At 58.8% G+C, this 14138-nt stretch carries 13 protein-coding genes; 8 read left to right on the top strand and 5 right to left on the bottom strand.

Annotated elements, in window-relative coordinates; translation table 11 throughout:
- Positions 1–14: 14 nt before the first annotated feature.
- Positions 15–1253, bottom strand: a complete 1239-nt coding sequence (locus tag EC915_RS21705) for a saccharopine dehydrogenase family protein (protein ID WP_133752562.1) — start codon at positions 1251–1253, stop codon at positions 15–17.
- 26 nt (positions 1254–1279) lie between these two features.
- Positions 1280–2377: a carboxynorspermidine decarboxylase gene (locus EC915_RS21700; protein ID WP_133752561.1), complete on the bottom strand. Its 1098-nt coding sequence runs from the start codon at positions 2375–2377 to the stop codon at positions 1280–1282.
- A gap of 395 nt (positions 2378–2772) precedes the next feature.
- On the opposite strand from EC915_RS21700, the gene EC915_RS21695 reads away from it, so the two are divergent.
- The 7 genes from EC915_RS21695 to EC915_RS21665 all read left to right on the top strand — a co-directional run bounded on the left by EC915_RS21695 (position 2773) and on the right by EC915_RS21665 (position 11502).
- Positions 2773–4461, top strand: a complete 1689-nt coding sequence (locus tag EC915_RS21695) for an NAD-dependent malic enzyme (protein ID WP_133752560.1) — start codon at positions 2773–2775, stop codon at positions 4459–4461.
- Between the two features lie 114 nt (positions 4462–4575).
- Positions 4576–6246 carry a GMC family oxidoreductase gene (locus tag EC915_RS21690; RefSeq protein WP_133752559.1) on the top strand — a complete coding sequence of 557 codons (1671 nt, stop codon included), beginning with the start codon at positions 4576–4578 and terminating at the stop codon, positions 6244–6246.
- Positions 6247–6569: 323 nt separating this feature from the next.
- Complete coding sequence (locus EC915_RS21685) at positions 6570–8219, top strand: phosphoethanolamine transferase (protein WP_133752558.1); 1650 nt, start codon at positions 6570–6572, stop codon at positions 8217–8219.
- Complete coding sequence (locus EC915_RS21680; RefSeq protein ID WP_133752557.1) at positions 8212–8874, top strand: class I SAM-dependent methyltransferase; 663 nt, start codon at positions 8212–8214, stop codon at positions 8872–8874. The genes EC915_RS21685 and EC915_RS21680 overlap by 8 nt, the downstream gene beginning before the upstream one ends.
- A 137-nt stretch (positions 8875–9011) precedes the next feature.
- Entirely contained in the window at positions 9012–10145 is a 1134-nt protein-coding gene (gene rnd, locus EC915_RS21675; protein ID WP_133752556.1) for a ribonuclease D, read from the top strand.
- Complete coding sequence (locus tag EC915_RS21670; RefSeq protein ID WP_133752555.1) at positions 10142–10435, top strand: YcgL domain-containing protein; 294 nt, start codon at positions 10142–10144, stop codon at positions 10433–10435. The genes rnd and EC915_RS21670 overlap by 4 nt, the downstream gene beginning before the upstream one ends.
- A gap of 134 nt (positions 10436–10569) precedes the next feature.
- Positions 10570–11502 carry a D-2-hydroxyacid dehydrogenase gene (locus EC915_RS21665; RefSeq protein ID WP_133752554.1) on the top strand — a complete coding sequence of 311 codons (933 nt, stop codon included), beginning with the start codon at positions 10570–10572 and terminating at the stop codon, positions 11500–11502.
- 153 nt (positions 11503–11655) lie between these two features.
- On the opposite strand, the gene EC915_RS21660 is transcribed toward EC915_RS21665, so the two are convergent.
- Positions 11656–12249, bottom strand: a complete 594-nt coding sequence (locus tag EC915_RS21660; protein ID WP_133752553.1) for a nitroreductase family protein — start codon at positions 12247–12249, stop codon at positions 11656–11658.
- Between the two features lie 276 nt (positions 12250–12525).
- Here EC915_RS21660 and EC915_RS21655 point away from each other — a divergent pair, with 276 nt between their 5' ends.
- Positions 12526–12975 carry a YcgN family cysteine cluster protein gene (locus EC915_RS21655; RefSeq protein ID WP_133752552.1) on the top strand — a complete coding sequence of 150 codons (450 nt, stop codon included), beginning with the start codon at positions 12526–12528 and terminating at the stop codon, positions 12973–12975.
- A gap of 109 nt (positions 12976–13084) precedes the next feature.
- Here the strand turns inward: EC915_RS21655 and EC915_RS21650 are convergent, their stop codons facing one another.
- Positions 13085–13456, bottom strand: a complete 372-nt coding sequence (locus tag EC915_RS21650; protein WP_133752551.1) for a DUF2892 domain-containing protein — start codon at positions 13454–13456, stop codon at positions 13085–13087.
- A gap of 73 nt (positions 13457–13529) precedes the next feature.
- The gene (locus EC915_RS21645; protein ID WP_133752550.1) at positions 13530–14018 is read right to left on the bottom strand and encodes an RNA methyltransferase; all 489 of its coding nucleotides are present in this window, start codon (positions 14016–14018) and stop codon (positions 13530–13532) included.
- Between the last annotated feature and the right edge of the window lie 120 nt (positions 14019–14138).

Genomic DNA, 14138 nt, shown 5'->3' with positions numbered 1-14138 from the left:
CCTTTCATCAGGCCTTACTCGTCCCAGGGACGATCGCCGTGCTCATCGTTGATACGCGTCGGCAAACCCATCACATCAAGTGCTTTGAGGAACGCCTGGGCAGGCAACTCCTCGACGTTGACCATGCGCTTTACGTCCCACTCGCCACGGGCAACCAGCAGGGCTGCGGCCACTGGCGGCACGCCTGCGGTATAGGAAATACCCTGACTGTCGGTCTCGGCGAAGGCTTCTTCGTGATCGGCGACGTTGTAGATGAACACTTCGCGAGGCTTGCCGTCCTTGGTGCCTTTGACCAGATCACCGATGCAGGTCTTGCCGACATAACCCGGCGCCAGCGAGGCGGGATCAGGCAGCACAGCCTTGACCACTTTCAGCGGCACGATCTCGACGCCTTCGGCGGTTTTGACCGGTTGTTCGGACAGCAGGCCGAGATTCTTCAGGACGGTGAACACATTGATGTAATGGGCACCGAAGCTCATCCAGAATCGCACGTTGGGCACGTCGAGGTTTTTCGACAGCGAGTGCACTTCATCGTGGCCAGTGAGGTAGAGGTCCTGCGAGCCTACGACCGGCAAATCGTCGGTGCGCTTGACTTCGAACATGCTGTTGCTGGTCCACTGGCTGTTCTGCCAGCTCCAGACCTGTCCGGTGAATTCGCGGAAGTTGATTTCCGGATCGAAATTGGTGGCGAAATATTTGCCATGGGAGCCAGCATTGACGTCGAGAATGTCGATCGAATCAATGCGGTCGAAATACTGTTGTTGCGCCAGCGCTGCATAAGCGTTGACCACACCCGGGTCGAAGCCGATGCCGAGGATGGCAGTGACGTTTTTCTGTTGGCATTCCTCGAGGTGTTTCCACTCGTAGTTGCCGTACCAGGGCGGTGTTTCGCAGACCTTGCCCGGCTCTTCGTGGATAGCGGTATCCAGATAAGCCACGCCGGTATCGATACAGGCCCGCAGCACCGACATGTTGAGGAACGAGGAGCCGACGTTGATGACGATTTGCGATTCGGTTTCCAGAATCAACGCTTTGGTCGCTTCGATATCCAGCGCGTTCAGGGCGTAAGCCTTGATTGCCGCGGGCTGCTTGAGACTGCCCTTGGCGTTGACGCTGTCGATGATGGCCTGGCACTTGGAGATGTTGCGCGACGCGATGGCAATACGACCGAGTTCGTCGTTATGCTGCGCGCACTTGTGGGCCACCACCTTGGCGACACCTCCTGCACCAATGATAAGAACGTTCTTCTTCAATTTATTTCTCTCTCCTTTCTGCCAGCTTACGAGAGGCTGGACAGGTAATCGTCGAAACCAAACTCACGAACCACTTCGACGGTGCCGTCGAGTTGTTTCACTGCAATGGACGGCATTTTCAGGCCGTTGAACCAGTTCTTCTTGACCATGGTGTAGCCCGCTGCGTCCACGAACGACAGCCGATCGCCGATAGCCAGCGGACGATCGAATGGGTATTCCCCGAAGATATCTCCGGCCAGGCAGGATTTACCGCACACCATGTAGGTGTGATCGCCTGCGCTGGGGGCCAGCTTGGCGTCCAGGCGGTAGATCAGCAGGTCGAGCATGTGCGCTTCGATGGAGCTGTCGACCACGGCCAGGTGCTTGCCATTGAACAGGGTGTCGAGCACGGTCACTTCCAGCGAGGCGCTTTGAGTGATAGCCGCTTCACCCGGCTCGAGATAAACCTGCACACCGTATTTCTGCGAGAAGGCCTTGAGGCGCGCGCAGAACGCGTCCAGCGGATAGCCTTCGCCCGTGAAGTGAATGCCGCCACCGAGGCTGACCCACTCAACCTTGTGCAGCAGAGGGCCAAAGCGTTCTTCGATGGTCGACAGCATCTGGTCGAACAGACTGAAATCGCCGTTTTCGCAGTTGTTGTGAAACATGAAACCGGAGATCTGCTCGATGACTTTTTCGATCTTCTCAGGGTCCCACTCGCCCAAGCGGCTGAAGGGACGCGCCGGGTCCGCCAGCAGATAATCGGAACTGCTGACCTGTGGGTTGACGCGCAGGCCGCGCACTTTGTCCGTGCAGGCAGGGGCGTGGCGCTCCAGCTGGCTGATGGAGTTGAAGATGATCTTGTCGCAGTTTTCGAGCATCTCTTCGATCTCGTCATCTGCCCAGGCCACGCTGTACGCATGCGTCTCGCCCTCGAACTTCTGGCGACCCAGTTTCAACTCATAGAGCGACGAGGACGTGGTGCCGTCCATGTACTGCTGCATCAGGTCGAACACCGACCAGGTGGCGAAGCACTTGAGCGCCAGCAAGGCCTTTGCACCGGATTGCTCGCGCATGTACGCGATCTTTTCCATGTTGCGCAGCAGTTTTTCTTTATCGATGAGGTAGTACGGCGTTTTGATCATTTCGTGGCCTCCCGCAATGCCAGCCGAAAAAGGACGGCGATTGTGCCTTCACTTGATGGGGATCGAAAGAGTGAAAAGGACTTTTTGCTGCCAAATGCGACGTTCGTTGCCTGATGCGGTGGCTGATGAAACATTTCGTACTCAGGTCGGGCGCGGGTGCGGCATCCTTGCTTGACAACTCCAGCACTGTTTAGCGGCTTTCCTATAGCCATCATTTAGCAATCTAATCAGTGACAAAATGTCGCATTCGCTTCGAGGCGAGTAAGATAGGCACCCTGATTTCCCATCTCCCCTATTTTTTTCGGACGGATCCTGCGTCGAGTGTCGTAAAGCGACCTCCGGGGCACTGTTTCGATGACGTATTGATAGAGCAAATAGAGAAAAGGCGATTACTGATGACCAAGACCGCGCGACCTTTATATATTTCCTACGCTGGCCCTTCACTGCTGGAGATGCCGCTGCTGAACAAAGGCAGCGCCTTCACGCCGCAGGAGCGGGTAGATTTCAATCTGGTCGGCCTGCTGCCGCAGAACGTTGAAACCATCGAAGAGCAGCAAACCCGCGTCTATAGCCAGTACAGGCAGTGCGCGAGCGATCTGGACAAGCATATTTATCTGCGTTCGATTCAGGACAACAACGAAACACTGTTCTTCCGCCTGCTGGACTCGCATCTGGAAGAGATGTTGCCGATCATCTACACCCCGACCGTGGGTCAGGCGTGCCAGGAGTTTTCCAAGATCTACCGCACCCACCGCGGCCTGTTCATTTCTTACCCCGAGCGTGATCGCATTGATGACATCCTGCGCAGCGCCACCAAGGACCGCATCAAAATCATCGTCGTGACTGACAGTGAACGCATTTTGGGTCTGGGCGACCAGGGCATCGGCGGCATGGGTATCCCCATCGGCAAGCTGTCGCTCTACACCGCGTGTGGCGGGATCAGTCCGGCTTACACGTTGCCTATCGTGCTGGACGTCGGCACCAACAACAAAGAACTGCTGGACGACCCCATGTACATGGGCTGGCGCCACGAGCGTGTCACCGGTAAGGAATACGAAGACTTCATCGCGCTGTTCATTGAAGCGGTTCAGCGTCGCTGGCCGGACGTGCTGCTGCAGTTCGAAGATTTCGCCCAGACCAACGCCATGCCGTTGCTGGAGAAGTACCGCGACGAGCTGTGCTGCTTCAACGACGACATTCAGGGCACTGCCTCGGTGGCAGTGGGCACGCTGCTTGCGGCCTGCAAGGCCAAGAATGAAACCCTGGGCCAGCAGCGCGTGGTGTTCCTGGGCGCAGGTTCCGCCGGTTGCGGTATCGCCGAGCACATCATCGCCGCGATGGTCATCGAAGGCCTGAGCGAAGCCGAAGCCCGCAAACGGGTGATGATGGTTGATCGGTTCGGCCTGCTGACCGACAGCATGACCAACCTGCTGGACTTCCAGAAGAACCTGGCGCAGAAGGCCGCGGACGTGGCGGGCTGGTCGAGCGGCGAGGGTTACCCTGAGCTGCTGGACGTGGTCACTCACGGCAAACCGACCGTGCTGATTGGCGTATCGGGGCAGCGTGGCCTGTTCACCGAGCAGGTCATCCGCGAAATGCACAAGCACTGCGCCAAGCCGCTGGTAATGCCGCTGTCCAACCCGACCTCCAAAGTCGAAGTCACGCCGCAGGAGGTACTGACCTGGACCAATGGTGATGCGCTGGTCGCGACGGGCAGTCCATTCGCACCCGTGACGGTAGGCGAGCGCACGTTCCACATCGCGCAGTGCAACAACTCCTACATCTTCCCGGGCATCGGACTGGGTGTGATCGCGGCAAAAGCGACGCGTATCACCGACAAGATGCTGATGGCCGCTTCCAACGCGCTCGCCGAATGCTCGCCGATGGTCACCGGCAAAGGCGATGCGGTACTGCCGCCGTTGAAGGAAATCCAGACTGTGAGCAAGAAGATTGCACTGGCGGTGGCCAAGCAGGCCCAGGCTGAAAACGTCGCGCTGGAAACCACCGAAGAAATGCTGGTGCAAGCCATCGAGCGTAACTTCTGGATGCCGAACTACCGCAGTTATCGTCGCAGCGCGGTTTAAACCCGCTCGGCTAGATAAGGACCGCCCGATGGCAACATGCGGCGGTCTTTTGTTTTGTCGCAAAAGACATCAGGATGGCCCCTCGATAAAAACAAAAACATCGACGAGGGATGCATGCAAACGGACAGTGTGCTCTATGACTATGTGATCGTCGGCGCGGGCCCGGCCGGCTGCCTGCTGGCCAACCGACTGTCACGTAACCCTGCTCATCGTGTGCTGCTGCTCGAAGCGGGCGGGCAGGACAATTACGCCTGGATCCACGTCCCGGTGGGCTACCTCTACTGCATCGGCAACCCTCGCACCGACTGGTGCTTCAAGACCGAGGCCGAGCCTGGCCTGAGCGGACGCGCGCTGAGCTATCCGCGCGGTAAAGTGCTCGGCGGTTGTTCGTCGATCAACGGCATGATCTACATGCGCGGGCAGGCCCGCGACTATGATGGCTGGGCGGCTGAGGGCAATAAGGGCTGGAGCTGGCAGGAGGTGCTGCCGATCTTCAAACGCTCGGAAAGCCATTTCGGCGGAGACGCCGACATGCATGGTGCGCAAGGCGAGTGGCGGGTCGAGCAGCAGCGCCTGTCGTGGACCTTGCTCGATGCCTTTCGCGAGGCTGCGGCGCAGACCGGCATCACCTCGATTGCCGATTTCAACGGCGGCGACAACGAAGGCTGCAGCTACTTTCAGGTTAACCAGCGGCGCGGCGTGCGCTGGAATGCGTCCAAAGCGTTCCTGCGTCCAGTCCTGCAGCGACCAAACCTTTCGGTGATGACCAACGCCGAAGTGTCGCGACTCGAATTCGAAAACGGGCGAGCGAGTGCGGTGCTGGCGAAGGTGGGCGATCAACTACAGAAGCTGCGCGCCAGGCGAGAAATCATTCTGTGTTGCGGATCGATCGGTTCCCCCATGGTCTTGCAGCGCTCAGGGATTGGCCCGCGTGCCTTGCTGGAAAGGCTTGGCATCGGTGTGCGCCATGAATTGCCGGGTGTTGGCGGCAACTTGCAGGACCACTTGCAACTGAGGCTGATCTACAAGGTCAGCAACGGCCATACCCTGAACCAGATGGCGGGCAGCCTGTGGGGCAAGATGCATATGGGGCTGCGTTATGCCTTCAATCGCAGTGGTCCGCTGGCGATGGCGCCGAGTCAGTTGGGCGCGTTCGCTCGTTCCGGGCCGGAGCAGACCTCGGCGAATCTGCAGTATCACGTGCAGCCATTGTCCCTGGAGCGCTTTGGCGAGCCCTTGCACGGCTTCCCCGCATTCACGGCATCGGTGTGCGACCTGCGTCCGCAAAGCCGCGGTACTGTGCAAATCCGCTCGCCACTGGCAGACGCCGTGCCCGTGATTCGCCCGAACTACCTCAGCCACGAAACCGACCTGAAAGTCGCCGCCGACGCAATCCGCCTGACCTGCCGCATCGCCGCCGCGCCTGCTCTGGCAAGTTACCACCCTGTCGAGTATCTGCCTGGGGCCACACTGCAAACCGAGGAAGCGTTGCGCCAGGCCGCCAGTCTCATTGGCACCACCATTTTTCACCCGGTCGGCACGTGCAGGATGGGGCAGGGGCCTGACGCGGTGGTGGACGAGCGTCTGCGGGTTCACGGGGTGGCGGGACTTCGCGTGGTCGACGCCTCGATCATGCCCACCATCACTTCCGGAAACACCTGCTCGCCCACGGTGATGATTGCCGAGAAGGCAGCACAGATGATTATCGAGGATGCCGTGGCGAGCGAGGCTCGTAGCCATAAATCGCGTCACGCCGAAGAAGCGCGTGCGCCGCTGAGCCTGTGAGAGCTGCTGGAGCCGTGCGACAGTGGCGAAAGCTGTGTGTCAGGCGACGTTGCGCTGACTGACCCACCGCTTTCGCTGCCGTCATAACCTCCGCGCTTCCTACAGGAACTGCGACGTGCCTGGGTCGGGTGCCTGCATGCAAACGATCGGTGTAGAAGCCGTCTTGGCAACAGAAAATCCTGCTGCAATAAAACAACCTGAACCCCACCTTCCGTTCTCATCCTTTTCACGAAAAATTTATAGCCGGTTGCCTAAAGTCGGCCGTGTCGAAAGAGTGTCTATCCTCTTGATCGACTATTCTTTCCAGGCACAAAGACCTCTTCATGTTGAACGTAAAAGCAGTTCGTCCCGAGCTTGTGACCGTGCTCGCCAGTATTTTTTTGTTGGCCGGGTTCAACCTCACCCTCTGGCAGCATGTGTTCGCCATTACCGCTTCCGACGGTAGGGGGCTTTTGTTGCGCAGTGCTTTTGCGGTGATGGTTTTTTGTGCGTTCAATATTTTTCTGACGCTCTTTGCTTTCAGGCACATATTAAAACCCGTGTTGATTGCTCTTTTCATGATCAGTGCCGGTGTTGCTTATTTCATGAGCGAGTATGGCGTCATGGTCGACGCGGGCATGTTTCGCAATTTCGCGGAAACCAATGCCACAGAGGTGCTCGATCTGTTGTCCTTCAAACTTGCGGTTTATCTGCTGGTATTGGGGGGCGTGCCGTCACTGATTGTCTGGACGTTACCGGTCACGTACCGTCGCTGGCCGCAAGAGGTGTTGAGCAAAGTGCTTGTCACTGCCGTCTGCGCCTGCGTGATGGGCGGCGTAGCACTGATGAATTATCAGGGTTTGTCGTCGCTGTTTCGCAACCACCACGAATTGCGCCTGATGGTCGTGCCGAGCAATTACATCGGTGCGTCGGCCACCTATTTGAGTGAGCAAGTGAAGTCGGCGCAGCAACCATTCGTCAGCATCGGTCAGGATGCCAAGCTGGCTAACGACTGGCAGCAGCACAAGCGCAAGTCGCTGACAGTATTGGTAATCGGCGAAAGTGCGCGGGCCGAGAACTTCGGCATTCTTGGCTATAACCGCGATACCACCCCGCAATTGAAGAAAGAACCCGGCGTGCTGACCTTTACTGATGTGCATTCCTGCGGCACCGAAACCGCCGTATCGGTGCCGTGCATGTTCTCCAATCTAGGGCGCAAGGATTACGACGCAAGTACGGCGAAAAACAAGGAGGGCATGCTCGACGTTCTCAAGCGCGCCGGTCTGGACGTCATCTGGCGGGATAATCAGTCTGGGTGCAAGGGAACGTGCGACCGCGTGACGCTGCAGGACCTCAGTAACCTCAAGGATCCTGTGCTGTGCGCCAACAACGAATGTCGCGACGAAATCCTGCTACAGGGCCTGCAGCACTTCATTGATAACCTGGACAAAGATACCGTGCTGGTACTTCACCAAATGGGCAGTCATGGCCCTGAGTACTTCAAGCGTTATCCGAAAGCGTTCGAAAAGTTCACGCCGGTCTGTGAAAGCAACGCGCTGAACAACTGTTCGCGGGAAAGTATTATTAATGGTTACGACAATACCCTGCTATATACCGACCATGTACTCGCGTCATTGATTGATATTTTGCGCAGCAATCAGAACAAGGTCGATACCGCAATGTTGTACGTGTCCGACCATGGCGAGTCTCTTGGCGAATACAACCTGTTCTTGCATGGCACGCCTTATATGCTGGCGCCGGACCAACAGAAACACGTGCCGATGATTGCCTGGTTCTCCGACAACTATCAAAAGGCGTTTGCCGTGGACACTCATTGCCTGCAAAAAGAACGCGATGCGCCCTTGAGCCAGGACAACCTGTTTCATTCCATGCTGGGCCTGCTGCAGGTTCGCACCAGCGTCTATAACCCGGCGCTGGATATATTTGTTGGCTGCCGGGGAGTCTACACGGACGGAGTGCTGGCTAATGAATGAGCCCGCGACCGGCGGCGACCAGGGGCGGCCCAACGCAGGGCGCCGGGAGCAGGGGCTGGCCCGACGCTTTAGCCTGTGGCGCGATACTCAGCTGGCGCGCCAGGCCTTGCGTGATGCGGGCGAGCCTGGGCTGGTGCTGGATCTGCCATCGGGATCGGGGCGTTTCTGGCCGGTGCTGGCGGAGCACGCAAACCGGGTGATTCTGGCTGCCAGCCCGTCCACGCAGATGCTCGACATCGCCGAGGCTCAGGCATCAGCAGAGGTACGTACCCGCATTCGCACGTTTCAAAGCTCGGCGTTTTCCATCGAGTTGTCCGCCAACTCGGTGGATTGCATCTTCTGCATGCGGCTGTTCCATCACGTTGCCGACAGTGAGAAACGCGGAGCGATTCTGGAGGAGTTTCACCGAGTCACCCGCGACACCGTAATCATCGCGTTGTGGGTCGACGGCAACGTCACGGCCTGGCGACGCAAGCGGCATGAAGGCCAGAGACGCTCGGTCAGCGGGACACCCGCGCAGCGAACCCGCTTCGTCGCATGCCGTGCTGAGGCGCAGGCCGAGTTTGCCGCAGCCGGTTTCCGGATTGTCGGCCATCATGATTTCCTGCCGGGCTATGCCATGTGGCGCGTTTACATACTGCGCAAGAATGGCTGACCGATCCGATGGGCGGTCGCACTTTTGTGCCTGATCGACAAACCACAAAGATGAAGTTGTTCAAGACTTGCAGGACGGATGCGCGGTAAACGCCTGTGGCGATATATACTGCGCGCCATTCTTCAAGGGAGAGCCGTGTGGCCATCGATATTCACTGGATTCGCGACGACGACAGCCTCGCCCGACATTGCGCGCAGTGGCAGACATTGCCCTATGTCGCGCTCGACACCGAGTTCATGCGTGTCGACACTTTCTATCCCATCGCTGCGCTGCTTCAGATCGGTGATGGTTCGCGTGCCTATCTGATCGATCCATTGCTGATCAGCGAGTGGAAACCTCTGGCCGCGCTGCTGGAAAACCCCGACGTCATCAAGGTGGTTCATGCCTGCAGTGAAGACCTCGAAGTTCTGCTGCGTCTGACTGGCAGTCTGCCCGCACCTTTGTTCGACACCCAACTGGCCGCTGCTTACCTGAACCTCGGTTTCTCGATGGGCTATTCACGGCTGGTACAGGAAGTGCTGAACATCGAGTTGCCCAAGGGCGAAACCCGTTCGGACTGGCTGCAGCGTCCACTGTCGGAAACGCAGATCAGTTACGCCGCCGAAGACGCCGTGCACCTGGCGGAAGTCTACAGCCTGCTGCGTCCGCGCCTGTCCGACGACAAATATGCCTGGGTACTGGAAGACGGCGCAGAACTGGTCGCCAATTTGCGCCGTGAGACCGACCCGTATGAGGTCTACCGTGAAGCCAAGCTGGCCTGGAAGCTCTCCCGCGCGCAGTTGAACGTGCTGCGTGAATTGTGCGCCTGGCGCGAGCAACAAGCCCGCCTGCGTAATCAGCCGCGCAACCGGATATTGCGCGAGCAATCGTTGTGGCCGCTGGCCAAAAGTCAGCCGGACAACCTCGCCGCGCTGGCTAAGATCGAGGACATGCACCCAAAGACCGTGCGCCAGGACGGTGAGTTTCTGCTGGAGTTGATCAAGAAGGCTGGCAGCGTGTCTGCTGATCTGTGGCCGCCGGCAGTGCCCGAGCCGCTGCCGATCGAAGCCTCGAATGTTTTGAAAAGCCTGCGTGCCCTGGGCCAGCAGCAAGCAGAACGCCTCGACATGGCGCCGGAACTGATGCTGCGCAAGAAAACCCTCGAAGCCCTGCTCAAGACCGGTTTCCCTGACGGTCCCTATAAACTGCCCGATTCGCTGCGTGGCTGGCGCCGCGAGTTGATGGGTCAGATGCTGCTCGACAGCCTGGCCAACCCCGGAGAACAGCCTTGAAACGTATCTGCTCCATTTATCGCAGCCCCCGCAGAAACGGTATGTACCTGTATGTGCTCAAGAGCGACGCGCTCGAGCGCGTGCCGGACGAACTGCTTGGCGCATTTGGCAAGCCACAGCATGCGTTCGACCTTGTCCTGACGCCGGAGCGCACCTTGGCCCGCGAGGATATCCACGCGGTTCTGGCCAACCTGGAAAAGCAGGGCTACCACTTGCAGATGCCGCCGGCCGAAGACGAGTACATCGAGCATCTGCCTGAAGAGCTGCTGCGCCGCAACGACCCAATCTGACCGATTTTCCAACCCTGCAATTCAGCGCAGGGGTTCACCGGACCGCTGTGCGTTCCCGGGCTGCCTCGTTTTCAATAAAGCGTGGGCGCCGAAGTCCAGCGGTCGCATGTCCTGTTTCTTTGAGTTTTGAATCCATGCGCGTTCTGATTGCCGAACACGATTACCTTGTTTACACCGAATTACTGCGCAAGGCTGCTCCCCATATCGAAGTGCTCAGCAGCGGCGACTCCGCCGAACTGGCGAAAATGGCTGGCGATGCGCCGGTCTGGCTGGGCCAGCCTGATCTGTTGGCAAACCTGTTGCGTCAGGGTCACAAACCTCGATGGCTGCAATCGACCTGGGCTGGCATCACGCCACTGCTGGCCGAAGGTCTTAACCGTGACTATCGGCTGACCCGTGCGGTAGGGATCTTTGGTCAGGTCATGGCCGAATTCGTGCTGACCTACATGTTGGTGCACGAGCGTGAGGTACTGGCGCGGCTGGTGAGTCAGGTCGAGCGCAAATGGGATGACCGGATGGGCCAGAGCCTGGCCGGACGTAAGGCGCTGGTCGTCGGCACCGGAGATATCGGTGTCAACGTGGCGCAGTTTCTGGTGCCCTTTGGCGTCGAGCTGTACGGCATTGCCTCGACGCCCCGCACGTTGGCGCCTTTCGTTGAAGTCGGCGCGCTCGATGATTTGCCACGGCTGGCGAGCGAGGTCGATTTCGTCATCAACCTGTTGCCCAATACACCGCAGACCCACGATATCTACGACGCGAAGCTGTTCGCCCAATTCAAGCCGTCGGCGTTATTTATAAACGTCGGACGTGGCGTGGCGGTGGTGGATGCCGATCTGGTCAATGCGTTGAAGGAAGGCCATCTGGCGGGCGCAGTGATCGACGTTTGCCGTCAGGAGCCCTTGCCGCAGCGCCATCCATTCTGGACAGCCTGGGGCCTGCTGTTGACGGGCCACAGCTCGGGGCCGAGTTCGCCGCGGGCGATGACCGGGCTGTTCGCTGATAACCTCAAGGCGTTCACTGCGGGTGAGGCGTTGCGTGGGGAAGTGGATTTCGCGAAGGGATATTGAGGCCCGTTGCCTGGAGGCCCTGCGGTAGCGAACTCATTTGCGAAAAAGGAGGCCGACGCTGAATCTGCGTCGCTGTACCCCTGACCGCAAATGAATCCGTTTCCACACTTCGGCTGCACAGATCGCTATACGCCTGCAGATCATCGCGCCGGGTTACAGATTGAAGTCTCCTTCAGCCGCCAGTTCCGCTACCGGACGGCGAGGGCCCGGAGCTTCGCGGGCTTGCAGGTAGTCGGCCAAGCCCGCCTTGTCACCCAGTTTGCCGATCGCGAGCGCGGCATGCAGTGCGTAATTTTCCGGGATTTTCAGTTCGGTGCGGGTCAGCTCCTGATCGAAACCGGCCATGCCGTGGGTGTGCCAGCCGCTAAGGCTGGCTTGCAGTGCCAGATAGCCCCAGGCTGTACCGGTGTCGAAGGTGTGCCAGAGCGCAGGCGTCTCTTCGCTGGCGCCGGGCGCGGTAAAGGTGGTTTTGGAGAGGATGATCACCAGCGCCGATGCATGCTGCGCCCAGCCGCGGTTGAATTCATTGAGCAGACCCAGAAAGCGCTGCCAATCTGGGGTGTCGCGGCGGGCGTAGAGAAAGCGCCAAGGCTGCGAGTTGTATGCCGACGGCGCCCAGCGCGCCGCTTCGAAGAAGCTCAGCAGTGTGTCTTGAGGGATGTTTTCAGCGTTGAAGGCCCGTGGCGACCAGCGCTCGATGAACTGAGGGTGAATGGGGTATTCGGCAACGCGAGAGTTGGCGCTCATGAAATTTCTGATCCTGAAAGGTAGAGGTGGCCGCTCGCCGCAAAGGCGAGGATTGGAATCAATCAGATGGGCCGTGGACGGCAGGCATCGTCGGTACAGGAGGTGGTGCGTTAACGCGAAGGTGCTTTGGCTTGCACTCGCGGGGGCCTAAAACTACTGCGCTGGCTGTCTTCTGACAAGTCTGTGCTTACCGACAGTCGCCAGCGCTTGGCCCCGCTGCGATGTACCTCTAGACTGGCGGCCCTTCCATCACCCGATGCTGATTCCCGCCAAATCATGACCGCCAAAGTCGAACCGTTCTGGATGCATAAAACCCTCACGCAACTCGATCCGGTCGAGTGGGAGTCCCTGTGCGACGGTTGCGGTCTGTGTTGTCTGCACAAGCTTGAGGACGAGGACGACGGCGGCGTCTATTACACCCGCATCGCCTGCAAATTGCTGGACCTGAAAACCTGCCAGTGCAGCGATTATCCGAATCGTCGCGCACTGGTGCCCGACTGCATTCAACTCACCCCGGGCCAGGCTGACGAGTTCAAGTGGTTGCCCCCCACCTGTGGCTATCGGCTGGTCAGCGAGGGTAAGGATTTGCCGCTTTGGCACCCTCTGGTGTGTGGCGACCGGAATCAGGTCCACAAGCAGCGCATTTCTCGATCCGGTCGTATGCTCAGCGAAAAGAGCGTGGCGCAAGACGATTGGGAGGATTACCTGATATTTCGCGCGGGTTGATGCTGCAAGCTGTCAGTTCGGGGCCTGAGCGCACTGACCTGGGGTGGCGGGCCTGCCGAGAGGTCCACCGGGATCGCGGAAAGTGCGCTTCCTGAAACGCGGATCGGGCTTATACGCCCTGCGGGCCGTTGACCGAATCGATGCTCTTCACCACAGCTTCTTCTGCAGCGACTTCTGCCTTGGTCTTGAGCTTGCTCAGCTCGGCGCCCGCTTCTTCAATGCGTGCACGTGCCACGTCCATCTCGCTACGGCTTTTTTCCAGCAAAGACTTGGCCGAGCAGTGGCCAGTGATGCCACGGGCCAGCACTGCACCCCCAATGGCCAGTTGCACCAGGCCGAAAATACCGCCACGGCGCAGACCTTTGCCCATCATCAGCACGCCACCGGCCAGCGAGCCGATACGCTCCCAACCCTGGACGTTTTGCTCTGGTTCATCGCGCAGCGGGCGTTCGACGCGTTTAAGGATCGGGGTATCGCTCATGATGCGGTCTCCATGAAAAGTAAGGTTCCTAAAGCTGACTGCCGCCAGCGCAAACTGTTCAATGCGTTTTCGATCAGGTCCGATCCGTGGCGCGGCCAAACTGTGGCCCGGAACGGGTGTTGTTGCCCTTGGCCATCCGATCGTAAAGCACGACATTGACGGTCGCTGCCAAATTCATGCAGCCGGTGGTAGGGATGTACACCACGTCTTCGCACCAGTCTCGAATCTCTTTATCGAGCGAGCCGTCTTCCGGGCCGAAGATATAGATCGCCCGATCCGGATGGGTGTATTCGGGCAGTGAGCGCGCGCCTTCCACCAACTCGACGGCGACGGGAATGCAGCCCAGGGGGATGATTTTTTTCAAGTCATCGATGCCGATCAGCGGAATGTCCTGATGGATTTTCTTGGTGTCGGTCACGAAATCCCGCGCCCGCTCGTAGCGCTTGCCGGTATAGAACACCGATGCTACGCCGTAGCAGCCTGCCGCACGCATCACCGAACCGACGTTTTCCGGGGATTTGGGGTTGTACAAACCGATACAGGCATAGCGTTTGTTGGCCACGGGGAGGGTGCTCTTCAGAGAAAGCGCAGGATTATACGGCACAAAAGCAGCGCCGAGTTTCGAGCGTCAAGCCGCCAGTTAAAAGCGCAATGCGAGAGAACTACTCACAGGTGCTGCCTT

The organism is Pseudomonas sp. LP_7_YM (genome assembly GCF_004364435.1).
Lineage (GTDB): Bacteria > Pseudomonadota > Gammaproteobacteria > Pseudomonadales > Pseudomonadaceae > Aquipseudomonas.
This window is presented reverse-complemented; position numbering and strand designations above follow the sequence as displayed.